A 21,900-nucleotide genomic window follows, 5' to 3' on the forward strand; every position below is an offset into this window, starting at 1 on the left:
ATGGGGGACAGGACAGTCGGGAATTCAGCTCCGACGCGACGAACCCGCCGAGGACCGCGCCACCGCGGCCTTGAGGGTTTCAAAGCCGCGTTCGAGGTGGAGGCGGGTCAGGTGTTCCGTCTCCGTGGAGTCCCGGCGCCACAACGCGTCGATGATGTTGCGGTGTTCGAGGATGGCCACCCGGCGGACCTCGTCGTCGTACTGCTCCACGATGCGGGGAACGACGCTGTACGGACGCAGCCGGTCCAGGGTCTCGATCAGGGGCGGGCTTCCGCAGAAGGTGATGATCCGCCAGTGGAAGAGCTGGTTCAGCTCGCTGATCTCGCCGACCATGCCGCTCGCGTCGAGCAGCTTCTCCATCTTCTCCTGCATGGCCTTCAGGTCCTCGAAGTCGTCCGCGGTCATGCGCTGCGAGGACAACGCCGCCGCCCACGGCTCCAGCCGGATGCGGATGGCGAAGCCGTGCGCCACGTTGGGCCACAGATCGGCGACGACCCGCGTGCCGTTGGGCTTGACCGCGACCAGACCGTCGACCGTGAGGCGGGCCAGCGCTTCCCGCACCGGTGTGCGGCTGACGCCCAGGCTGCGTGCCAGCGACTGCTCGGACAAGGGGCTGTCGGTGGCGAACTCGCCCTTCTCCAGCAACGAGCGGAGCCTGCGGTAGGTCTGCTCGGCGAGGCTGTCACCCTCCGCCGCGGTGTTCATGATGTCCATCAGTCGGTCACTCCTCTGTTGAACCACCGGCACACGGCATCACCGACCTGGTTGAGGGAGAGCACTGTGAGGGCGATGGCCGTCGCCGGCGCCACGATCTGCCAGCCAGCCGTGGACTCACACGATAGGCGCGGGAAAGCATGTGTCCCCAGCTCGGGTCCGGGGGCTGGATTCCCAGGCTCAGGAGGCTGAGGCCGGCCTCGGCGAGGAAGGCGAACGACAGCATGAGGAACCACTGGACGACGACGGGACGCCGGCCGTCCGCGACATCGAAGGAGACGTCGTGCACCACCCGTGCGGCGGAGTGCCGTTGCTGCCGGAACCCGACCGTCAGCCGGTCGACGCTCAGCAGGGGTGTGGTCGGTGTGGTCATCGCGGCTACTTCGCGTCTCTGGCGAGGGCCTTCTTGACGAGATCCGTCGAGCCGGGCCCGTTCATGTGACCGATGACCTCGGCGTTGTGCGCATGCGCGAGCTGGTGCAGGCCGAAGACCGAGTCGGTACCGCTGCGGTAACCCATCAGGTCGTCGCACTGGTTGACCGCCTGCTTCGCGAGCGCCAGCCCGATGCGCGGACGCCCCGCGATCCTGGTGGCCAACGCGGTGCTGAACTCCATCAACTCCGCGCGCGGAACGACGTGGTTGACCATTCCGGCCGCATGCGCGTCGCCGGCCGAGAGCCGGTCCGCCGTGAACAGGAACTCCTTGGCCTTGCGGGAACCGAGCTCCCAGGGATGGGCGAACAGCTCCACGCCCGGAATTCCGAAGTCGACCGCCACATCGGCGAAGTAGGCATCCTCGCTCGCGACGATGAGGTCACAGGACCAGGCGAGCATCAAACCGCCCATGATGCAAGCGCCTTGAACAGCCGCGATCGTCGGCTTCGGGAGGTCCCGCCACCGGCGGCACAGGCCCACGTACAGCTCGCTCTCGCGGGCGAACCTGTTCTCGGCGCCTTCCTTGCCCACGTGGTCCCACCACAGGGACACCCGGTCGAACGTGGTCTCACGGTCGCCTGTCGGGCCGAGGTCATGGCCGGAGGAGAAGTGCGGGCCGTTGCCTGCGAGGATCGCGACCTTCGCCTCGTCGTCGAACGCGAAGCGCTGGAAGGCGCGGTCGAGCGCGTACAGCAGCTTGCCGTTCTGCGCGTTGCGCACCTCGGGCCGGTTGAGGGTGATGGTGGCGACGCCGTCGTTCAGCTCGTACAGGACGAGATCCTCGGGGATGTGCTCGCTCATGCGGTGTGCTCCGGGTGTCGGGACGGCGAGGGGAGGAAGTTCGGCGCGTCGTTGTGCTGACCGAGCCCAGGCGGTGCGGTGAAGCGCTCGGGCACGCCGGTCTTGATCGGGTTGCCGACCATGCGGGCCGTCGATCCGTCGCTCAGCTCGACGGGTACGACCATGTTCCGCCGGGCGACCGTGGGCAGGGCGAAGGCCTCGGCGACGTTCTGCACGAGCGCGACCGGGACGTCCTGCGCGCGGAAGCGCTCGACCCACTCACCGGACGGGCGTTCCTTGAAGGCGCTCGCAACGATCTGCTCGAGCTCGGCCCGGTTCTGCTGGCGTGCCGCGAGGTCGTGGAAGCGCGGGTCGTCGGCGATCTCGGGCCGGCCGAGCGCGCGACAATAGCCGGTCCACCAGCGCGGGATGGCACTGGGGGTCGCGTAGACGTAGCGGCCGTCGGCGCACTCGAAGGCCTGGCTGGGCGGGAAGGTGGCGTGCCGCGTTCCCATGCGCTGGTAGACGACGTCGTGGGTGAGGTAGTCCTGCGCCTGCCAGACGAGCAGACTGAGTTGCGCGTCGAACAGCGAGACCTCGACGTGCCGCGCCTCGCCGTCGGTGTTGCGGCCGTGGAGCCCCGCGAGGATGGCGATGGCCGCCCACAGGCCGCCCGCCGTGTCGCCGATCTGGTAACCGACCCGGGAGGGCGGCCCGTCCAGCTCACCCGTGAGGTCCATGACTCCGCTCAGCGCCTGAAGCAGGCTGTCCACGGCCGGATAACCGGCCCAAGGACCCTCGGAGTCGAATCCGTACAGCGAGCAGAGCACGAGATCGCTCCGGCGCTTCAGGAGCTCTTCGTAGCCCAGCCCGAGACGCTCCATCACGCCCGGCCGGAAGTTGTGGCACACGACGTCCGCCTCGGCCACGATCTCCAGGAACTGCTCGCGGCCGGCCGGGGACTTGAGGTCGATGGTCTTTGACCTCTTGTTGCGATTGACGCTGAAGAAGAAGGTGCTGTTCCCGGCGATCTCGTGAGGAGGCAGATTCCGTACGGGATCGCCCGCCGGCGGCTCGATCTTCAGTACGTCTGCGCCGAGGTCGCCGAGGATCATCGTCGCGAAGGGCCCGGCGAGGAAGTGCGAGAGATCGACGATCTTCAGCCCGGTCAGCGGAAGCCGCTGCCCGTCCCGCTCCTGGCTCGCGGCCGTCATCGTGACGCGCCCTTCAGGTCGTCCACGGAAAGACCCCCGGCCTTGAGCCGGCGGTTGCCGGGGAGCTGCTCTATCTCCCAGACCGTGTGCGCGGCGTGCTCACCGGGCCCGCGGGGCACGGTGTCGAGGACGCCCTGCTTCAGGTAGCGCACGACGTCCTGGTCGGCCGAGGCGATCTCCCTCGCCCAGGCCATCGCGGTCGATTCGAGCTGATCACTGTCGACCACGGCGTTGAGGAGACCGGCGCGCGCGAACTCCTCCGGCGTGTGGACCCGGCCGATCAGCAGGATCTCCATCGCGATCTTGTGCGGCACCTTGGTCGCAAGACCCGCCGCCATGCCGCGCGACAGCCCGAACTTGGCCTCGGGATAACGGAACTTGGCGGTGTGCGCGGCGACCGCGAGATCGGCCTGCTGGAGGAGCATCATCCCGGCACCGATGCACCAGCCGTCGATGGCGACGATGATCGGCTTGCTGGTCGCGACACCGAGATTCGGCGCCCACGAGGGCTCCGCCGGCGCGTCGCCGACGTCGATCCCCGCGGTGAAGTCGGCGCCCGCGCCCTTGAGGAGCGCGACGCGGTCGTTCCCCTCGTCGAACTTGATCCACGCCTGCGCGAGCGACTCGGCCATCGCGCGGCTGAGTGCGTTCTTCTTGTTCGGCCGATCGATCGTCAGAACTGCGACGCCGTCGATCGATTCGTAGGTGAGCTGTCCACCATCACTCAAGGCTTCGCCCTCCGGAGTGCTGTGTGCCGTCTGGCTCACCTGACGCTAAGAGGACTGTATCCCGAAGTCAAGATCTGTATACCGACTGATGGGGCGTCAGTTTTCTCGCGGCGGTCTCTCGCCCAGTTGGGACCGCGCTACCACCTGCCGGCTCGCTGACACGACGGCGGCTCGTCCGGTCACCCGGGGCACACGCGCTCGTCGAAACTCAGCCACCGCCCCCTTCCGTCGGCCCTCCGCGATGTCGTGGGCAACGACCCCAGCGTGCAGGCGCGACAGCCCTGCAAGCTGGGGAAAAGTCGAGGCCGGACTGGAGGCGATGCTCGGCGTCCGCGACAGCGGGGTGCTGTCGCAAGCCGTCTCCTACCTGTCCTGACTGGACCCCGCGCATCACGAGGTCGAGGCGCTCGTCCGGAAGGTGCTCGGCGCGGAGGTCGCCGAGACCACCGACTGGCGCCGTCCGCGGCCGACGAGAAAAAGTCGCCCCTCGAAATTCACAGGCTGCAGGTATGTAGTCGCCCAGTTGTGTAACAACCGAGCCCATGCTCCCATCGGCTTATACGGACCCATAACAGCGAACTGGGCACGTCGCGTGACGCTCGTCGACCAGTAGTTGATGAGCGCCCTCTTCGGCTCGGCATTCCAGGCCACTGAACGTGCGGTGAACGAGAAAATCGAGAGAAAGGGAGCCGGCATGGGCGAGGAACTGACACCGGGAATCTCCGGCATACATCACCTGTCACTAACCGTCACCGACATGGAGGCCAGTCTGGACTGGTACCAGCGCTTGCTCCAAGCCGATCGCGTGCCGACCACATTCCCCCACTACGAACGGGAGGACACAGGCTACGGAATTTTGCTGACCGAGCCGCGCTCGGGGCTCGTCATCGGACTGCACCACAACACCGCCAATCAAGGTGAGCAGTTCGATGAATCTCGTACCGGATTGGATCACGTGTCGTTCAAGGTGAATGCACGTGAAGACCTGGAGGCCTGGACCGCTTGGCTCGATGAACTCGGCATTGACCACACCGGTATCAGAGACCTGAAAGAGCCGTTCGCATACTCAACCGTGGTATTCCGCGACCCTGACAACAATCAGCTTGAGCTCGTCGCACTCGGTTGACAGACCGTCTCCATTGAACGCGCCAATCAAAACGTCCCAAGGACGATAACCGCCATCGGTTACGCCGCTGCGCTCATCGCCCTCTCCGCGGCCGTGCTCGTCGCCCAGAGGCGGCGCGAAGCCGGCGAGCTCCGGCAGGAGGCGGAGGAAGCGATGGCCGTCGCCGCCTCACAGAGGTGACCACGGCCATCGTCGGCGCCGCCAGCGGCCGATGACCATCTCGATGTTCGAGTCGCCCTTCGGCATGTCCGGCGGTCCGATCGCCAGCGCGGCTTCCGTCCGCTACGCCACCGGGCCCTGCGCCCCTGATCATCTGTGAGATGGGCGGCATCCTCGCCGTGGTTCAGTGGCCGAAGTTCCAGACGAACGTGCCGTTGGCGGTCACGAGGACGGCGAGCACCAAGAGATCTGCCGCGCCGAGAGCGACGCCCAGCAGGGCACGTCCTCGGCGGGTGGTGCCCCGGTGCAGTGCGATGCAGGACAGGACGATGGCAAGAGGCCCGAGAAAGATGTTCAGCACGAGAAGTCCGAGCAAGCCTAAGACAAAGGAGGCGACGGCCTCGTCGTCAGCACCGTCGACGCTGGTGGGCCGGTGCTCGGATACTACGAATTGCATGGTTCTTCTCCTCGGAGTCGCACAGCGCGGCGACGCGACCGGCTTTCGCGTACGACGAAGTGGATCAACCAGCATCCGATGCCGGCCGCAGCGGCGACGGTGGCAGGGGGCGGCATCTGGGTGATGGCCCCCAGGAGGATTTCCATAAGGACGAAGATGGCTGCTATGACGACCATGGTTCTCCTCTAGGCAGAGGGCTCAACCCCAGCGGAATGGCAAGGCCAGGGGCGGCTCCTCAGTCGGTGTCGGCCGCGAACACGCCGTCGGGGCGAGCCTGTTCGGCGACGAGTCTGCGCAGTGCGCGGAAGTCAGCAGGCCGGCCCGCGGCGACACCGCCGACGAGTCTGCCGTCCTGGTATGCCATGGCGGCGAAGTCGAAATCGGTGAGGTCGCCTTGCAGGATCAGCTCGTCGGCCTGCGCGGGGTGGCCGCAGATCTGCAGGTTGACGCCGTGCTGGTTGGTCCAGCCCCAAGGCACGGCGTCGTAAGGCCGCCGATTGCCTGTGAGCATGTTCCGGGCGACGGCCTCACCATGCTCCTGAGCGTGGTTCCACTGCTCGATCCGCACCCGCTGCCCGAGGAGACCGTCGGGGTGGCGGGCGACGTCGCCGGCCGCATAGATGTGCGGTGCGCTCGTGGTGCCGTACGCGTCCACGACGATACCGTCCGCCGTCTCGAGGCCGGCTTGCTCGGCAAGGCCGGTCTCCGGGACCATGCCCACGGCGACCAGCACCGACTGGGCCTCCCAGATGTTGCCGTCACGGTCGGTCGCGACGACCGCGTCCCGATGCCGGGCAAGGCTCTGCAGCCTCACACCGGTGTGGATGCGGACGCCGTGGGCCCGGTGCAACTCCGTCACGGCCTGCCGAAGCCGGGCGGGCAGCACCCGCTCCAGCGGCTGGGACGCGCTCTCCAGGACCGTCACCTCGCAACCCAACGCCCGTGCGGTGGCAGCGACTTCCAGTCCGATCAGCCCCGCGCCGACGACGAGCAGCGGACCGCCCGACTGAAGGTCTGTACGCAGGCCCGCCACGTCGCCCAGGGAGCGCAGCGTGTGCACGTGGTCGAGGCCGGCCGCCTGAGGCAGGATGCGGGCGCGGCCGCCGGTGGCCAAGAGCAGCCGGTCGTAGGGGTGTCGGGAGCCGTCCGCCAGTCGCAGGGCTGCGGCTTCCACCCCCGTGACCCGTGTGCCGGTGAGCAGATCGATGTCCAACTCTCCCCAGGTGGACGGGGGCTTGAGTCGGCTGGACTCCGGGCGTACGGCGCGCCGGAGCATGTCCTTGGACAGCGGCGGGCGCCGGTAGGGCTCCTCGGGTTCGTCACCGATCAGAACGATCCTGCCGTCGAAACCCTCCTTGCGGAGGGTGAGTGCAGCGGTGGTTCCGGCCACTCCTGTACCGACGATCGCGATGGTACGGGGCTGGGAATCAGGCACGGCTGACCTCGACCATCTCGAAGTCGGCCTTGGCCGCCCCGCAGTCCGGGCAGGACCAGTCGTCCGGGATGTCCTCCCAGCGGGTTCCGGGTTCGATCCCCTCATCCGGCCAGCCGAGCTCCTCGTCATAGAGGAAACCGCAGACCAGGCACTGCCACTTCCTCATGCCGCAACCTCCTCGAAGTCGACCTTCTCCCGCACTCCGCAGTCGGGGCAGCACCAGTCGTCCGGAACCTCGCTCCAGGCGGTGCCCACCGGGAAGCCCTCGCGGGGCTCGCCGATTCGCTCGTCGAAGACGTACGAGCAGACCGTGCACTGGTATCGGCTCATACGGCGGCTCCGTACCGGGCCAGGACCGCGGAGCGCTTGGCCGGCTGAATGTTGGCCAAGGCGACGTCGCCGCGGTAGTGGGAGAGGACACGGCGGTCCATGATGCGGCGCCACAGGGGCGGCACGTAGGCGAGGATCACCATGCCGGCGTAGCCGGTTGGCATCTCCGGGGCCTCCTCGAAGTGGCGCAGGGCCTGGTAGCGGCGGGTGGGGTTGGCGTGGTGGTCGCTGTGCCGCTGCAGGTGGTAGAGGAGCACGTTGGAGGTGATGTTGTCGCTGTTCCAGCTGTGCCGCGGCGCGCACCGCTCATAGCGACCGCCCTCCGTGCGCTGCCTCAACAGTCCGTAGTGCTCTATGTAGTTGACGACCTCCAGCAGCGAGAAGCCGAAAACGGCCTGGAGAATCAGGTACGGCAGGATGCCCGGACCGAAGGCGGCCACCAGGGCGCCGAACAGCACCAGCGACATCACCCAGGCGTTGAGCACGTCGTTGCGCAGCGACCACACCCGCTTGCCGCCGCGCCGCAGCCGAACCTTCTCCAACTCCCAACCGGACCGCGCGCTGCCGAGGACCGTACGGGGCAGGAACCGGTAGAAGCCCTCGCCGAGGCGCGCACTGGCAGGGTCCTCGGGGGTGGCGACCCGCACGTGGTGACCACGGTTGTGCTCGATGAAGAAGTGGCCGTAACAGGTCTGCGCCAGCGCGATCCTGGACAGCCAGCGCTCCAACTCCTCCTTCTTGTGGCCGAGTTCATGCGCGGTGTTGATGGCAATGCCGGCCACCACGCCGAGGGTGACGGCCAGCCCCACCTTGTCCACCACGGACAGGCCGCCGTCGGCGAACAGCCAGCTCCCGGTGACCAGACCGGCGTACTGCAGCGGCAGATACATGAACGTGCACCAGCGGTAGTACCGGTCCTGCTCCAGCCAAGTCAGCGCGCTCTGGGGCGGGTTGACCAAGTCCTTGCCGATCGCCAGATCCACCACCGGGATGATCCCGTACAGCACTATCGGCCCGGTCCACCAGAACACGCCCAGCCCCGTGGCCGCTACCAGACCCCACGAGACAAAGGGGAAGAGGGGCACCAGCAGACCCAGCAGCCACAGATACCGCTTCGGATCCCGCCATGTCGCCTCAGGAACGAGTCCCGCATCCGTTGCCATGGAACACCAACCTTCGTTTTCAGAACTTACATTTGCGGATGAAGCGCCCATTAGTAAGACAGTCCGTGATTAATCCGTCAACGACATGAACAGAGCAGAGTGCACAGGTAAAGCGAAGATCGAGTCGGTAGCGTGAAGAAGTCGCGGTGGCGTTTCACGCAGCCGTTCGCTGCCTCCGCGGTCACTCCGCGGCGGGCCGCAACCGAGTCGGCGGCGGCACGTCGTCCATGGCTCGTCCTCTCACCTTCCGTCGGGTTGCTTCGCGGCGCCGTGTGCCTGGGCGTCGGGACGGACGGTCGGCAGGGGCAGCAGCGGCAGGCGCAGCGCCGCGAAGGCGTGGTCCGGTACGGAGGCACGCGCGGGCGGTACGGGCTCGACAGGCCGGTACGACTCGCCCTGGGCCGGGCGGCCGTCGGTCTCGCCCTTGTTGGGCCAGGCGGCCATGGCCCGCTCGGCCTGAGCGGTGATGGTCAGGGAGGGGTTGACACCGAGGTTGGCGGAGATGGCCGAGCCGTCGACCACGCTGATGCCCGGGTGCCCGTACAGCCGGTGGTACGGGTCGATCACGCCGGTGCCGGGACTGTCGCCGATCGGGCAACCGCCGATGAAGTGGGCGGTCATCGGGATGTCGAGGATCTCCCCGAGGGTGCCGCTCGGGAAGCCGTTGATCTCCTCGCTGAGCAGCCGGGCGGCCTGCTCGGCGGCGGGGATCCAGGCCGGGTTGGGCGCGCCGTGGCCCTGACGGGAGGTCAGCTTGCCGGGGCCCTTCAGCGACACGGTGATCGAGTTGTCCAGGGTCTGCATGACCAGGGCGATGATGGTGCGCTCGGACCACCGGCGCTTGTTCAACGAGCGGAGCAGCAGTCCGGGGCGGGTGACCGCGGCGGCCAGAAAACGCAGCCAGCGCGGACCGCGGCCGACGCCCGGGACCTGGAGTACGGTCAGCAGCCCCATGGCGTTGGAGCCCTTGCCGTAGCGCACCGGCTCGATGTGGGTGTTCTCGTCGGGATGGATGGACGAGGTGATGGCCACGCCCCGGGTGAAGTCGGCCCGGCTGCCGTAGCGGCGATCGGTGGTCTGGGCGCTCACCAGGGATTCGGAGTTGGTGCGCGTGAGGTACCCCAGGCGATCGGAGATGCGCGGCAGGTCGCCACGGGCCTTGAGGGTGTGCAGCAGGGTCTGGGTGCCGTAGGTGCCGGCGGCCACCACCACGTGCCGGGCGGTGAGCCTGCGGCTGCTGCCGCGGCGGCGGTCGGTCCGGCGGGTGTGCACGGTGTGGACGCCGTCATGCTCGGTGATCCGGGTGACGGTGGTGAGCGCGTGGATCTCGGCGCCGGCGCGTTCGGCGAGGTGGAGGTAGTTCTCGGTGAGCATGTTCTTGGCGCCGTGGCGGCAGCCGGTCATGCACTCGCCGCACTCGATGCAGGCCCGGCGACCCGGTCCGGCGCCGCCGAAGTAGGGGTCGGCGACCTCGGCACCGGGCTCGGTGGGAAGGCTGCCGTCCGCGTCCTGGCCGTCGCCGAAGAACACCCCGACGGGCGTGCGGTGGAAGGTGCGGCCGACGCCCATCCTCTCGGCGGCGGACTTCAGATGCTCGTCGGCGGGGGTGACCGTCGGGTTGAGCCGCACGCCGAGCATGCGCCGCGCCTGGTCGTAGTACGGCGCCAACTCCTTTTCCCAGTCGGTGATATGGGCCCACTGGCGGTCGTCGAAGAACGCCTTCGGCGGTACGTAGAGGGTGTTGGCATAGTTCAGAGAGCCGCCGCCGACCCCGGCGCCGGCCAGGATGACCACGTTGCGCAGAAGGTGGATGCGCTGGATGCCGTACAGGCCGAGCTTGGGCGCCCATATGAATCTGCGCGCGTCCCAGGAGTTCTTCGGCAGGTCGGCGGCGGTGTAGCGGCGGCCGGCCTCCAGGACGGCGACCCGGTAGCCCTTCTCGGTCAGCCGCAGCGCGGCGACGGATCCGCCGAAGCCGGAGCCGACCACGATCACGTCGTAGTCGTACTCCTGATTGGTCTGGGTGGTGGTCATCGTCATGCTCCGAGGGACGAGAAGAGAGCGGACAGCGCCGCCGGCAAGGCCTTGGCGAGGGAGGGCTGGGCGGCGAACCGGGTCATGTGCCGGCCGATCGTGTGGGCGTTGCGGTTGTCGACGAACCACGGCGGGGTCGGCCAGGGGCGGAACGGGCCGCGGCCGACGGTGCGCTCCACGTGCGCGGGGTCGAGCAGCAGCGCGTTGTGCACCAGGCCGACGCCGCTGCCCGCGTCGTATATGTCGTGGCCGGGGAAGGCGCCCCAGGTCGCCCGGGGCAGGGCGTAGATCAGCCCGACCCAGCAGTTGACCGCGACCGTGCCGTAGCGCAGCCGGGCAACGGCGTCGTCGAGTGCCGGTCCCAGGGCGCGCATCGTCCGCGGATCGGCGATCAGTCCGGCGCCGAGGTCGCCCGCGAGGTGGTCGTTGCAGAAGTCGACCGCCCGGTCGAGGAATTCGGCGGGCGTGCCGCCGGGCAGGCGCGTCACGCCCAGGACCGGGCCGAAGTACTCGGTGCGGAAGGCCGCGGTGTCCGGGTCGTCCGGGTCCAGATCGGCCAACAGGGTGCGCGGCACGGCCGGGTCGCCGCCGAGCAGTTCCGACTGCGTATGGCTGTCGACGGCGTTGCGCTGTCGATCGGCGGCGCCGGGGTAGTAGCCGGGGCGGACGGGTGCGTCGTGGAGAGCCTCGCGCAGGTGGTGCAGGAACCGGTCGGCCTGCGGCCAGTCGTCGGGCAGCACGACGATCTGGGTGGCGATGCAGTTGAATCCGCTGTTGTGGAGGCGCTGGGCGGCGATGTGCCGCGCCTGCAGCCGCAGGGCGGCTTCACTCCACCGGCCCGGGAGGACGATGGCCGGGCCCACCCCGCCCAGTTCGCTGGTCACCGGCTTGGCGATCAGCGGCTTGCGCTGCGCCCGGCGCCGCTCGCCCTCCTCGCCAGGACCGAACACGATCGCGTCGTGGCTTGCGCGGCTGCCGGTGAGGTGGACGGTGTCCACCTCCGGGTGGCCGACCAGGTGAGCGCCCGTCTGTGCGTCACCGGAGGTGATGCGCAGGAAACCGTGCTCGATGAAGCCCGCGAAGACGCGCCGGAGCACCGGCTCCAAGTAGGCGTTGACCGGGTTCAGTTTGATCAGGACGACCGCGTTGTCCTGGTACAGCTTCGACAACGCGTCCAGCGCCGGGATGGAGTTGATGTTTCCGGCGCCGAGCACCAGACCGACTTCCCCGGGCAGCTCGGTGTCGCGCAGCCTGGCCGCGATCCCGGCCTTCGCCTCGTCGAGCGTGACACCCGGCCGCAGCCAGACCTCGCCGCTGTAGCCCGGCAGGGTCAAGTCCCGTACGGAGTACGGAAAGATCCGCACCGCGAGCTGTCCGCCGGGCAGGGCCCGGGTAACCACGCGGTCGAACGGATTGCGCCCTGCCTCCAACAGCGACAGCAGCCTGATCAGCGCGTCTGCCGCGCCGAGCAACGCGTACGGGCCGCTCAGCCACTCCTCCCCCGCGGCCGGCCGGCCGCAATCGATGCCTTTGCCGCGACAGGACGCCGCCACCCACTCCGCGGCGACCTCCGCGACCGCCTCCCGCAACCGTTCGAGCAGCTCACGCTTGGCCGACAACGGCGTGGTGACCCAGGAACGAGCGTGTGCCCGCAGAACCGCCAAGTCGCGGTCGAGCATGCTGATATCCGGCATGGACTTCTCCGAAAGAGGAAACGGTGGGGGGACCGGCGGCTTGTGGCGCCGTGTACGGCAGCAGGCGATGGGCGCCACCGTAGGCCCGGCCGACAGCACCGGGCGATGGGCCGATGCCCTCTCCTGACCACGCCCGTTGTGCAGCGGCACCCGCCGGGGCATTCCGCGGACATCCAAGTCAGCGTGCGCACGGGACTTTTGGAAGCGTGCAGGACTCCGGAGTCCCCGTGACGAGGCCTGCGACGGTGTCGGTGACCGTCTTCAGGCCGGGCACACGGATGGGGCTCCCGTCGGCGCCGGGCGGCTTGGAAGCGGTGCCTGGCGAAGGTGCGTTGTGCCCGGTGCCTCCTCCGCCCCCACTTCCGGACGGGGTCGGGGACGGCGTCGGCCGGGGCGACGACGGCCTGCTGGGCTTCGGGCGGGTCGACTCACTGGGCGAGGGGGAAGGGGCGGAGGAACCTCGCGAGGAGTCCGGCGACGGGTAGGGACCCGACTCGGTGCTGTCCGGCACCTCGTAGTGGCCCGTTCTGAAGTAGGCGAACCACGCCTTGACGATACGCAGGTACTCCGCGGAGTGGTTGTAGCCGAGGATCGCCTGGTCCACGTCCTGCGGGCGGGACAGATCGCGCCCGCCGGCGCACAGGTAGCGGCCGGCGGCGAGCGTCGCGTCGTAGACGTTGTCGGGATCCGCCCTGCCGTCGCGGTTGCCGTCGGCACCCCAGGTCGCCCAGGTCGACGGGATGAACTGCATCGGGCCGACGGCACGGTCGTAACGGCTGTCGCCGTCGTAGAGGCCACCGTCGGTGTCCGCGATGGCGGCGAACCCATGGCCGTTGAGCGGGGGGCCGAGGATGGGCGATCGCGTCGTGCCGTCGGCGCTCACCCGCCCTCCCCAGGCCTGACCCGACTCGACCTGCCCGATGGCGGCGAGGAGTTGCCAGGGCAGGTTGCAGCCCGGAGCGCTCTGCGCGAGGGAGGCTTCGGCCTTCGTGTACGCGTCGAGGACGGTGGCCGGAAGAGGTGCTCCAATCATCCTGGGCCCGGTTGACGTTACGTCAGCGGACGAGTGGGGCCTGCCCGGTACAGGAGAAAGCGGAGGCAGATCGGTGTAGTAACGCGTCGAGCCTGACGCGGTCGAGACCGGCGGCGGAGTTGCCTTCGCAGCGGACGCGGACGCGCCCGGAGCCGTCGAGCCGGTGAGCGCCGCCATCGCCGCCGCGGCGACCGCCGTACTCATCGCACCCCTGGACATCCGCTGACGGAAGATTCCCGCCATGTATAACCCTCCTGATCTCGGTTGAGGCCTTCTGGTCGCCCTGCCGGCGACCGCGTCAAAGAGCGTCGACCGCGCTGACCTTCCAGGTGCCGTCGGCGGGGACCATCGTCATGCGGACGCGGTTGAGGTCGAGGCGAGGCGTGGACACCTGGGTGCTGTTGGTGACCTGGTTCATGAACAGCAGCACCACGACCTTGTCGGGCGATTCTGAGATCACCGAGGCCGCCGGGGTGCCGCCGCGCGGGGGCGCGGCCACCGTCGCCTTGACCACGCCCTTGTACTTCTCCGCGGTCGGGGCGACGACCGTCGTGGTCGTCTTCCTGTAGCGGGCGACGAAGGGACCTGTCAGATGGCCGCGGGCGGCAGCGAAGTCCTTGTGCAGCCGCCGGTAGTCGTACGACAGGATCGCCGGGGCTGCGGTGCGGGCCGCGGCCAGCGCGGCCGTACGGGCCTGGCGGGTGCGCTCGGCGTCGCGGTACTGCGAGCCGAGGGTGATGCTGGACGCGAGGCCCAGGACGACCAGGACTGCCAGGACCGCGCAGAGCAGGGCGCGCCGTCGCCCCGTGTCCTGCGCGTCGACGTCGGCGTCCGCGTCCGCGGAGATGTCCGGCGTCGTCGGGGTGATGGCGCCGGCGTCGGGTACGGCCGCCGGTTGCGGGGCGGAGGGCTCCGTCGGGTGCGCTCGGGCGACGCGCTTGGCCGCGGCGCGGGCGGCCGCGGACCGCTGTGGGGACGCGCCCTTGCCGGCGTTCCGTCGAACTGACTGAGTTGCCACGGTGGTTCTCCTTGAGGTGCGGGTGTCCCGGTCAGCCGACGAACTCGACGTCGGAGGTCAGCCAGCGCCCGCCCTTGCGTACGAGGTCGAGTTGCAGCCGGTAGTTGCGCGCCTGTCCGTCAGGCGCGGCGGTGTTGGCGACCTTGCTGTCGGCGGCGACCAGGACGCGGGCGGAGTTCTCGTCGGCGCGGATGATGCCCGCGTCGAGGATCTGGCCCTCGGAGACGGACTTGTTGGTCGTGACGAGCTTGGTCAACTGCGCTGTCTGGGCGGCGAATTCCTTCTTGAACTTGCCGGTGGCGTCCTTGAGGACGTTGCGGCTGTCCCGGTCGTAGTGCCGGTAGTCGAGCGAGGTGAAGTTGAGCGCCGACTGCCGGGCCGCGGCCAGGATGTCCTGGCGGCGCTGCTCTTCGGCGCGCTGCTGATGGGCCTGCACGCCGAGGTAGCCGGACGTGGCCGCCAACAGCGCGAGTGCGATCGCCAGTCCCATCAGGAACGCCCGGCTTCGGGCCGCGCGGTTCGTCGCGTCCGCCACTCGTCGGCGCAACGGCCCCGCCGCACCCCCGGTGGTTCGACGGTTCAGGTCATCGGTCCGACGAGCAGCCACTGCCATGAGTCCTTTCCGAATACGTTCTGTTCTCCGCCCGTCGAGCCGATCTGCGCGATCTGCCCGTCCGGTCCGGTTACGGTGCCGGTCGCCGGGTCGTACGCCGCTTGGTCGGCCCCCGACCCGTACGGTCGCCCTGGCGCCCCTGGCGCGTTCTGCGCGCCGCGGACCGAGGTCGTGCTGCCGCGGGGCGCGGCGCAGTGGGCGCGGGTGTTGGCCGGCCGCTCCTGGGTGTCCAGGGGGTCCCGCTTCCGCGTGGTGCCGTATCCCTTCCGGCACGGCGGCGGGTCGTCGACGTTCAGCGCGAGCCCGAAGTGCGCGGTGCCGTCTCCCGGCAGCACGGTGTAGGTGCTGGCGACCAACGACGGAAAGGTGACCAGGGCCTGCTCCACGCCGGGCAGCCGCGCCACCGTGACCTGACCTCCGCTGACCAGATTGCCGAGCAGTACCGGCAGTGCCGACTGGTTGGCCTTGAGCAGCCCGTCCAACTGGCCTGCGGCGGCTGGCCCGTTGTCCAGCAGCGTCCGCACATCCCCGTCACTGTCCTTGAGTTGCCTCGTCAGATCGGACAGGTCATGGGAGAACGCCTTGATCGACGAGCCTTCGTCGACTTGCGTCTTCAGGACCGTCCGGGAGTTCTCGATCAGGGAGACGGTCTCGGGCAGGGCGCCGTCCGCGGACTCCACCAGCGCGTTTCCGGAGTCCACCAGCCGGCCCAGATGCGGGCCGGTGCCTGCGAAGGCCTTGCCCAGCTCGTCGACCGTGATCTTCAGATCGCCCTTGTTCACAGAGCCGACCAACCGGTCGACGCTGCTGATCAGAGCGGTGGTGGGCAGCGGGATCCGGGTGTCCCGGCGCGGAATGGTGCTGCCGTCGTGCAGGAACGGCCGGCTGGCGCGGCGCGGTTGCAGGTCGACGTACTGCTCGCCGACCGCCGACCGGTCGGCCACCACGGCGAGGGTGTCCGCGGGTATCGGAGTGCCGTCCGTGACGTCGAGGTCCACCGACACCCCGCCGCCCCGGGACAGCCGCAGGTGGCCGACGCGGCCCACGGGCACACCGCGGTAAGCGACTTCGGCGCCGGTGAAGATGCCGCCGGAGTCGGAGAAGTCGGCCCGTACGGTGTAGCCGCTGCCGAGGATGCGGTCGGCGAGGCCGGAGTACTCCGCGGCGACGTAGGAGACACCGACGGCGGTGACGGTGGCGAAGGCGAGCAACTGCGCCTTGACAGTACGGGTGATCACGGGCGCATCCCCTTCAGCAGGAGGTCCACCAGCGTCGGATCGACGCCGCTGCCGTACGACGGGCCGGTCGGACCCGCCTCGCCCGCGCTGCCGTGGTAAGCGGCGTAACTCCCGGTGCACAGCGGCGGGCACAGCAATCCCCCACCGCCGTCCTTGGAGGAGCCGGAGCCGCCGGAGTCGTCAGGCGGGTCCAGGCCCGGCATGCCAGGCGCCTTGGGGAGCTTGGGAAGCTTCGGTACCTCGGGAAGGCCGGGCACGCCCGGAATGCCCGGCGGCTCCGGCAACGCGCCGCCGGGCTTGCTCTGCTGCCCGCCGCCGAGGTTGCGGTAGAGGCCGGCCAGATCGAGGTCGGCGGTCGCGTGCAGATTGACGTAGTCGCCGTGGATCGTGTCCGTGACGTTGCGCGGGAAGGGGTAAGTGGTCAGCAGTTCCAGGGCGTTGGGCAGATCGTCGCCCGCCTCGTCGAGCCGGGTGAGGATCGGGGTCAGGTTCCTGAGGTTGGCGATCGTGTCGCTTCGCGACGCATTGATCACCTTGGTTCCAGTGGCGCCGAGTGCGTCGAGGGAGGCCAGCATCGTCGTCAGTTTGCGGCGCTGGTCGGCGAGGACCTTCAGGGCCGGCGGAATGGTGTCGACGGCCTGGCCGATCGTGTCCTTCTCCGTCCGGAGCCTCTTCGCCAGCCTGTCGACGCCCGTCAGGGCGCGGACGATGTCATCGCGCTGTTCGTCCAACCCGCCGATGAAGGTGTCCAGTTGCTTCAGCAGGTCTTTCACCCGGTCCTCGCGGCCGCCCAGCGCCTTGTTCAGCTCGACGCTGATCGTCTTGAGCTGGGCCACTCCCCCTCCGTTGAGCAGCGCGGACAGGGCGGACAGCACCTCTTCGATCTCGGCGTTGCGGCCACTGCGCGACAGGGGGATCTTCGCGCCGTCACGCAGCCGGCCGACGGGCTGGGCGTCCGGCGGGGCCGACAGGGCGACGTACTTCTCGCCGAGCATGCTGGTCTGCCCGATCTCCGCGATCGCGTTCGCGGGCAGCTTGACGTCGTTGGAGATACGCATCCGTACGCGCGCGTGCCAGCCGTCCAGCCGCACGTTCTCCACCGCTCCGACAGTGACGTTGTCGACCTTCACCGCCGACTGCGAGACGAGATCCAGTACGTCCCGGAACTCCACGGTGACGTGGTAGGCGTTGCCGTCCGCGGCCGCTCCGCCGGGCAACTGGACGTCCTGGAGGCCGTTGAACTCACATGCCGTGAGCAGCACCGACCCCGCGGCCGCCCACAGCACAGCGGTTCGGGCCCTGGCGAAGGCTCCTGAGCGGGTGCTCATACCGTGCCTCCCAGGATTCCGCCGAGCGTCTTGTCCGTCGAGGCGGCAGCCGGCTGCAGCGCGGGCAGGGAGTCGAACAGCTTCTGGAGCCGCGAGCAATCTGCCTTCTGCCCGGCAGTTCTCAGCAGGGAGCACAGGTACAGGCCGGGGTCATGGAGCTGTTCGGCGTTGATGCGGGTGTCGAGCGTGCCGGAGGACGGGTTGTAGGCGTTCTGCAGGTTCGACAGCCCGGTGGGGGCCACTGCGAGCAGTTCGTCCAGGGCGGCGCGCTGCGTGACCAGCACCCGGGTGACCTTGCTGAGCCCCTTCACATCGGCGGTGAGTGAGCCCTTGTTGTCGTGGACGAAGGCAGATACGTCGCCGAGCGCGACGGCCAGGTTGTGCACGGTGGTCGCGAAGTCCTTGCGCTCGCCAGAGAGTTGACCCGCCACTTCGGCGAGGTTCTCGTCGAAGGACCGTACGTCGTTGTCGTCCGAGGACAGGGCGGCGGTGAACACCTGGAGATTGCGCACGGTGGCGAACAGGTCCTGGCGCCCGTCGGAGACGGTGGTGACCGCCTTCGAGAGATCCTCGACCGTCTGGTGCATCCGCTCGCCCTGCCCGTGCAGGTTGTCGGCGCTCACCCCCAGCAGCCTGGAGAGGGAACCGTTCTTGTTGGCGCCGCGCGGGCCGAGTGCCTCGGTGGTGGTGTGGAGGCTGTCGAAGATCCGGTCCAGCTCGACCGGGACCGCCGTACGGCGCTCGGGGATGACCGCGCCGTCCTTCATCACCGGTCCGCTCCGGTACACGGGGAACAGCTGGACGTAACGATCGCTGACCAGTGAGGAGTTGATGATCGCGGCCTTGGCGTCCGCGGGCACCTTCCGCCCGGCCTCGTACTCCAGCTCGGCCCGGACCCGGTCGCCCTGCGGCGTGATGCGCTTGACCTCGCCGATCTTGACGCCCAGCACGCGCACATCCGAACCGGGATAGATGCCGACGGTGCGGGGGAAGTAGGCGGTTGCCTCCGTCTTCCGCGGCTGCGGCCAGAACGTCACGACCAGGGCCGCGGCAAGAAGCAGTGCCGTGACGAGCGCCAGGCGGCGGGCGTTGCGCCCATTCAGCGAGACCCTCCAGGGTGCCCGGCTCATCGGTCTCCTCCCGGGGGGATCTGTGCGGTCGCGCCGCCCCGTGCGGTCACGGGGGCGGGGACCAGGTTCTGGACGTACACGTCGAACCACCGGCCGTTGCCGAGGGTGTTGGTGAAGACGCGCGCGTACGGGGCAAGGAGCGCCACGCTGCGCTGCAGGCTCTTCTCGTTCCGTTCGAGCATCGTCACGACCGCGTTGAGGCGGTGGAGGGCCGGCCCGATCTGCTTCCGGTTGTCGGTGACGAGGCCGGAGAGCTGGACGGCGAGCGCGGAGCTGTTCAGCAGCAGCGCGTGGATCACCTCGCGCCTGCGCTCGATCTCCTTGAACAGGGCCCCGCCGTCCTTCGTCAGCGTGACGAACTCGCCGGACCGGTCGGCGAGCACCTTGGTCACCCTGCCCGTGTGGCCGAGCAGTTCGCGCAGCGCCGCATCGCGTGTGGCCACGGTCCGGGAGATCCGGGACAGCCCGCGGATGGACGTCTTCACCTCTTCCGGCGAGTCCTTGAAGGTGGTCGAGACGGCGTCCAGGGCCTTCGCCAGTTGCCAGGTGTCGACCTTCTCGGTGGTCCGGGTCAGATCGCTGAACGCCTGCACCACGTCGTACGGGGCAACGGTCCGCTTCAGCGGGATCTCGCTCCCGGGCTCGAGCTGCCCCGGGCCCTCCGGCTGGATCGCCAGGTACTTCGAGCCCAGGATGGTCTTGACGCGGATCGCCGCGCCGGTCCGGATGCCGAAGTGCGCCCCGTCCTTGATTCGGAAGGTCACCTTGACGTGGTCGCCGTCGAGGCCGACCTCGTCGACCTTGCCGACCTTGACCCCGGCGATGCGGACCTCGTCGCCGGACTTGAGCCCGCCGGCTTCGGAGAACGCGGCGGTGTAGGTCTCTCCGTCGCCGATCAGCGGCAGGTTCTGGACGTTGAACGCGGCGACGGCCAGCAACCCGAGCAGGGCGAGGCAGATGGCCCCGATGATCACCGGGTTCCGTTCGCGGAAAGGGGTCACCGGTCGCACCTCCCCTGGGCCACGTGCAGGTCCGGGGTCATCGCGTCCGCCGTCTTCGGCAGCGCGATATGGCCGTCGACGTCGCACAGGTAGAAGTTGAACCAGGAGCCGTAACTGGCCGTGCCGGTCAGCTTGTTGAGTTTGTTCGGCAGGCGCTTCAGCACACCCTCCACGGTCTTGTGGTTCTTCTGCAGCGTCCCGGAGACCCGCGACAGCTCGGCGATGTCCTCGCGCAGTGCCGGGCGTCCGTCCTGGAGCAGGCCCGAGGTGGCCGCCGCCAGGTCGTCGATGCCGCCCAGGGACTGCCCGATCGCCGTGCGATCCGCGGCCAGCCCGGAGACCAGCCGCTGGAGCTGCCTGAGCAGGTCGGAGAAGCGGGCGCTGCGCCGGTCGAGGGTCTTCAGCACCCCGTTCAGGTTGTCGATGACGGAGCCGACGAGCTGGTCCCGGTCGGCGAGGGTCGAGGTGAGCGACGCGGTGTGCGCGAGCAGGCTGCCCACCGTGCCGCCCTCGCCCTGGAACGTCCGGATGATCTCGAAGGCGAGCTGGTTGACCTCCTTCGGGCTCAGCGCCGCGAACAGCGGCTTGAAGCCGTTCAGCAGGGCGTTCAGGTCCAGGGCGGGCTGCGTGCGGGACAGCGGAATGGTGCTGCCCGGCGCGAGGCGGGTGCCGTCGCCCGGTCCTTCGGTCAGCGCGACGTAACGCTGGCCGACCAGGCTGCGGTAGCGGATGACGGCGCGGGTGCCGGAGAACAGCGGCCGGTCCTGGGCGGCGGTGAAGGTGATCTCGGCGAGCGTTCTGTCCTTGATGCGGATGCCCTCGACCTGGCCCACGCGGACGCCGGCCACCCGGATGTCGTCGCCCTTCTCCAGGCCCGTGACGTCGCTGAAGACCGCCTTGTACTCGCCGGTCGGGGTGAAGCGGACGCCCACGATGGTGGCGGCCAGGAGGGCGGTCGCCGTCACCGTGACGGCCACGAAGACGCTGAACTTGATCAGCGGGGCGGTGATTCCCTGGGCCTTCATGCCTGGCTCACCGCCAGGCCCCGGATCATCGGACCGAGGAGCAGGGTGGTCACCGGGGGCACCTCGTCGGCGGAGACGCCCATGACCGGAGCGGCCAGTGCACCCACGACCTTCTGCTCGGCAGAGGTGGACGACACGCGCGGGCCGTCGACAGCCACGCCGGCGCCGCTGCCCTTCGTACCGTCGTCGAACTTCATCCCCGGTGCGGGGACGGGCGGATGGGGCAGGCCGTAGCAGCCGGGGCCGCGGTGCTCGGCGTAGCGCGGCTCCTCACCGGGCCGGTATCCGGGACGGGGCAGGACGGCCTCCAGGGTGATGTGGAACCTCCCGCCCTGGAACGCCGGTTCGGTCCGCCGCTCCTCGTCCACCAGTCCCTTCAGCAGACAGGGGTATTCCGGTGAGTAACGCGCGAGCAGGGCCAGGGTGGGCCGCGAGACCCGGTCGAGGGTGATCAGATGCCGGCCGTTCTCCTCCAGCACCTCCCGGGCCGTGCCGGACATCGTGGTGGTCCCGGTGAGCAGGGCGGCGAACTGCGCCTTCTTCTCCACGAGCGTCCTGCTGACGGTGACGGTGTTCCGCAGCGTGCGCAGCAGGTCGGGGGCGGCATCCCCGTACACCTGGGCGACGTCCGCGAGCCGGGCGATGTCGGACTTCAGGGCAGGCATGTGCGGGTTGAGCCTTTGCAGGTACGTGTCCAGCCGTACGAGGTTGTCGCCGATCCGGTCGCCGCGGCCTTCGAGGGCGTCGGCCAACGCCGAGAGGGTTGCGCCCAGTTCACCGGGCCGGACGGTGCGCAGCAGCGGCAACAGGTCGTTCATCACCTGCTGGAGTTCGATTCCGGCCTTGGTACGGTCCTGGCCGATCACGTCTCCGGCGCGGATGTGCCGGGCCGAGGGGTTCTTGGGCTCGACCAGGTCGACATACCTCTCACCGAAGAGGGTCTTGGGCAGCAGCCGGGCGTTGACGTCGGCGGGAATCCGCGAGACGTCCGCGGGGTCCAGGGCGATGTCGAGCGTGGCCTTGCCGCCGTCGGCGTGCACCTCGCGCACCTGGCCGACGATCAGGCCGCGCATCTTGACGTCGGCGGGCGGCTCCAACTGGTTGCCCAGGGAGTTCGCCTGCAGCCTGATGCGCACGGCCGGAGTGAACGCCTGCCGGTAGACCGCGACGGTCAGGGCCAGCAACAGGCCGAGCACGGCGAGGAAGACCACGCCGTACAGGCGCAGCTTCACAACCTGCCTTATT

21 protein-coding genes and 1 pseudogene are annotated in these 21,900 nt (G+C 69.1%); 2 read left to right on the top strand and 20 right to left on the bottom strand.

The features are described 5' to 3' along the window. Nucleotides 1–24: 24 nt before the first annotated feature. The 4 genes from ABZ910_RS26240 to ABZ910_RS26255 form a co-directional block, all read right to left on the bottom strand. Nucleotides 25–714 (bottom strand): GntR family transcriptional regulator, encoded by a 690-nt coding sequence (locus tag ABZ910_RS26240; protein WP_361369399.1) that lies wholly within the window; start codon nucleotides 712–714, stop codon nucleotides 25–27. A 378-nt stretch (nucleotides 715–1,092) separates the two neighbouring features. Beyond that, complete coding sequence (locus ABZ910_RS26245) at nucleotides 1,093–1,950, bottom strand: enoyl-CoA hydratase (protein WP_361369401.1); 858 nt, start codon at nucleotides 1,948–1,950, stop codon at nucleotides 1,093–1,095. Then, nucleotides 1,947–3,143 (bottom strand): CoA transferase, encoded by a 1,197-nt coding sequence (locus ABZ910_RS26250; protein WP_361369402.1) that lies wholly within the window; start codon nucleotides 3,141–3,143, stop codon nucleotides 1,947–1,949. Before ABZ910_RS26250 ends, ABZ910_RS26245 begins: the two co-directional genes overlap by 4 nt. Further along, the gene (locus tag ABZ910_RS26255) at nucleotides 3,140–3,871 is read right to left on the bottom strand and encodes an enoyl-CoA hydratase/isomerase family protein (protein ID WP_361369404.1); all 732 of its coding nucleotides are present in this window, start codon (nucleotides 3,869–3,871) and stop codon (nucleotides 3,140–3,142) included. The genes ABZ910_RS26250 and ABZ910_RS26255 overlap by 4 nt, the downstream gene beginning before the upstream one ends. 319 nt (nucleotides 3,872–4,190) lie before the next feature. Between ABZ910_RS26255 and ABZ910_RS26260 the strand changes: the two are divergent. Beyond that, nucleotides 4,191–4,337 (top strand): annotated as a pseudogene (locus ABZ910_RS26260) (transporter); the annotation flags it as partial. A gap of 150 nt (nucleotides 4,338–4,487) precedes the next feature. After that, nucleotides 4,488–4,997 (top strand): VOC family protein, encoded by a 510-nt coding sequence (locus tag ABZ910_RS26265; protein WP_361369406.1) that lies wholly within the window; start codon nucleotides 4,488–4,490, stop codon nucleotides 4,995–4,997. Between the two features lie 343 nt (nucleotides 4,998–5,340). Here the strand turns inward: ABZ910_RS26265 and ABZ910_RS26270 are convergent, their stop codons facing one another. From ABZ910_RS26270 to ABZ910_RS26345, 16 genes are all read right to left on the bottom strand, one after another. Continuing rightward, entirely contained in the window at nucleotides 5,341–5,613 is a 273-nt protein-coding gene (locus tag ABZ910_RS26270) for a DUF4190 domain-containing protein (RefSeq protein ID WP_361369408.1), read from the bottom strand. Between the two features lie 235 nt (nucleotides 5,614–5,848). Next, the gene (locus ABZ910_RS26275) at nucleotides 5,849–7,048 is read right to left on the bottom strand and encodes an FAD-dependent oxidoreductase (RefSeq protein WP_361369410.1); all 1,200 of its coding nucleotides are present in this window, start codon (nucleotides 7,046–7,048) and stop codon (nucleotides 5,849–5,851) included. After that, nucleotides 7,041–7,214, bottom strand: coding sequence for a rubredoxin (locus ABZ910_RS26280; RefSeq protein ID WP_361369412.1), 174 nt, complete (start codon nucleotides 7,212–7,214; stop codon nucleotides 7,041–7,043). Before ABZ910_RS26280 ends, ABZ910_RS26275 begins: the two co-directional genes overlap by 8 nt. Beyond that, entirely contained in the window at nucleotides 7,211–7,378 is a 168-nt protein-coding gene (locus ABZ910_RS26285; RefSeq protein WP_361369414.1) for a rubredoxin, read from the bottom strand. Before ABZ910_RS26285 ends, ABZ910_RS26280 begins: the two co-directional genes overlap by 4 nt. After that, on the bottom strand, nucleotides 7,375–8,541 hold the full coding sequence (locus ABZ910_RS26290) for an alkane 1-monooxygenase (RefSeq protein ID WP_361369416.1): 1,167 nt from the start codon (nucleotides 8,539–8,541) through the stop codon (nucleotides 7,375–7,377). Before ABZ910_RS26290 ends, ABZ910_RS26285 begins: the two co-directional genes overlap by 4 nt. Before the next feature lie 240 nt (nucleotides 8,542–8,781). Further along, nucleotides 8,782–10,575 carry a GMC family oxidoreductase gene (locus ABZ910_RS26295; protein WP_361369418.1) on the bottom strand — a complete coding sequence of 598 codons (1,794 nt, stop codon included), beginning with the start codon at nucleotides 10,573–10,575 and terminating at the stop codon, nucleotides 8,782–8,784. A gap of 2 nt (nucleotides 10,576–10,577) precedes the next feature. Continuing rightward, nucleotides 10,578–12,269 carry an aldehyde dehydrogenase family protein gene (locus tag ABZ910_RS26300; RefSeq protein WP_361369420.1) on the bottom strand — a complete coding sequence of 564 codons (1,692 nt, stop codon included), beginning with the start codon at nucleotides 12,267–12,269 and terminating at the stop codon, nucleotides 10,578–10,580. 178 nt (nucleotides 12,270–12,447) lie between these two features. Beyond that, the gene (locus tag ABZ910_RS26305; protein WP_361369422.1) at nucleotides 12,448–13,302 is read right to left on the bottom strand and encodes a lytic transglycosylase domain-containing protein; all 855 of its coding nucleotides are present in this window, start codon (nucleotides 13,300–13,302) and stop codon (nucleotides 12,448–12,450) included. Between the two features lie 298 nt (nucleotides 13,303–13,600). Then, a complete protein-coding gene (locus ABZ910_RS26310) occupies nucleotides 13,601–14,320 on the bottom strand; it encodes a hypothetical protein (protein ID WP_361369424.1) in 720 nt (239 codons plus the stop codon). Between the two features lie 31 nt (nucleotides 14,321–14,351). Beyond that, nucleotides 14,352–14,810, bottom strand: coding sequence for a hypothetical protein (locus tag ABZ910_RS26315; RefSeq protein WP_361369573.1), 459 nt, complete (start codon nucleotides 14,808–14,810; stop codon nucleotides 14,352–14,354). A gap of 89 nt (nucleotides 14,811–14,899) precedes the next feature. Continuing rightward, nucleotides 14,900–16,171 carry an MlaD family protein gene (locus ABZ910_RS26320; protein WP_361369426.1) on the bottom strand — a complete coding sequence of 424 codons (1,272 nt, stop codon included), beginning with the start codon at nucleotides 16,169–16,171 and terminating at the stop codon, nucleotides 14,900–14,902. After that, a complete protein-coding gene (locus ABZ910_RS26325) occupies nucleotides 16,168–17,499 on the bottom strand; it encodes an MCE family protein (RefSeq protein WP_361369428.1) in 1,332 nt (443 codons plus the stop codon). The genes ABZ910_RS26320 and ABZ910_RS26325 overlap by 4 nt, the downstream gene beginning before the upstream one ends. Beyond that, a complete protein-coding gene (locus ABZ910_RS26330) occupies nucleotides 17,496–18,629 on the bottom strand; it encodes an MCE family protein (protein WP_361369430.1) in 1,134 nt (377 codons plus the stop codon). Before ABZ910_RS26330 ends, ABZ910_RS26325 begins: the two co-directional genes overlap by 4 nt. After that, on the bottom strand, nucleotides 18,626–19,630 hold the full coding sequence (locus ABZ910_RS26335; protein WP_361369432.1) for an MCE family protein: 1,005 nt from the start codon (nucleotides 19,628–19,630) through the stop codon (nucleotides 18,626–18,628). Before ABZ910_RS26335 ends, ABZ910_RS26330 begins: the two co-directional genes overlap by 4 nt. Then, nucleotides 19,627–20,655: an MCE family protein gene (locus tag ABZ910_RS26340; RefSeq protein WP_361369434.1), complete on the bottom strand. Its 1,029-nt coding sequence runs from the start codon at nucleotides 20,653–20,655 to the stop codon at nucleotides 19,627–19,629. The genes ABZ910_RS26335 and ABZ910_RS26340 overlap by 4 nt, the downstream gene beginning before the upstream one ends. Then, on the bottom strand, nucleotides 20,652–21,887 hold the full coding sequence (locus tag ABZ910_RS26345) for an MCE family protein (protein ID WP_361369436.1): 1,236 nt from the start codon (nucleotides 21,885–21,887) through the stop codon (nucleotides 20,652–20,654). Before ABZ910_RS26345 ends, ABZ910_RS26340 begins: the two co-directional genes overlap by 4 nt. Nucleotides 21,888–21,900: the final 13 nt, after the last annotated feature.

This window comes from Streptomyces sp. NPDC046805, from assembly GCF_040645355.1.
Taxonomy (GTDB): Bacteria; Actinomycetota; Actinomycetes; order Streptomycetales; family Streptomycetaceae; genus Streptomyces.

Coding starts and splice junctions, on each gene's coding strand:
- ABZ910_RS26240 (WP_361369399.1), bottom strand. CDS start 714: ATGGACATCATGAACACCGCGGCGGAGGGTGACAGCCTCGCCGAGCAG.
- ABZ910_RS26245 (WP_361369401.1), bottom strand. CDS start 1,950: ATGAGCGAGCACATCCCCGAGGATCTCGTCCTGTACGAGCTGAACGAC.
- ABZ910_RS26250 (WP_361369402.1), bottom strand. CDS start 3,143: ATGACGGCCGCGAGCCAGGAGCGGGACGGGCAGCGGCTTCCGCTGACC.
- ABZ910_RS26265 (WP_361369406.1), top strand. CDS start 4,488: ATGAGCGCCCTCTTCGGCTCGGCATTCCAGGCCACTGAACGTGCGGTG.
- ABZ910_RS26270 (WP_361369408.1), bottom strand. CDS start 5,613: ATGCAATTCGTAGTATCCGAGCACCGGCCCACCAGCGTCGACGGTGCT.
- ABZ910_RS26280 (WP_361369412.1), bottom strand. CDS start 7,214: ATGAGGAAGTGGCAGTGCCTGGTCTGCGGTTTCCTCTATGACGAGGAG.
- ABZ910_RS26285 (WP_361369414.1), bottom strand. CDS start 7,378: ATGAGCCGATACCAGTGCACGGTCTGCTCGTACGTCTTCGACGAGCGA.
- ABZ910_RS26290 (WP_361369416.1), bottom strand. CDS start 8,541: ATGGCAACGGATGCGGGACTCGTTCCTGAGGCGACATGGCGGGATCCG.
- ABZ910_RS26295 (WP_361369418.1), bottom strand. CDS start 10,575: ATGACCACCACCCAGACCAATCAGGAGTACGACTACGACGTGATCGTG.
- ABZ910_RS26300 (WP_361369420.1), bottom strand. CDS start 12,269: ATGCCGGATATCAGCATGCTCGACCGCGACTTGGCGGTTCTGCGGGCA.
- ABZ910_RS26305 (WP_361369422.1), bottom strand. CDS start 13,302: ATGATTGGAGCACCTCTTCCGGCCACCGTCCTCGACGCGTACACGAAG.
- ABZ910_RS26315 (WP_361369573.1), bottom strand. CDS start 14,810: ATGGGACTGGCGATCGCACTCGCGCTGTTGGCGGCCACGTCCGGCTAC.
- ABZ910_RS26325 (WP_361369428.1), bottom strand. CDS start 17,499: ATGAGCACCCGCTCAGGAGCCTTCGCCAGGGCCCGAACCGCTGTGCTG.
- ABZ910_RS26330 (WP_361369430.1), bottom strand. CDS start 18,629: ATGAGCCGGGCACCCTGGAGGGTCTCGCTGAATGGGCGCAACGCCCGC.
- ABZ910_RS26340 (WP_361369434.1), bottom strand. CDS start 20,655: ATGAAGGCCCAGGGAATCACCGCCCCGCTGATCAAGTTCAGCGTCTTC.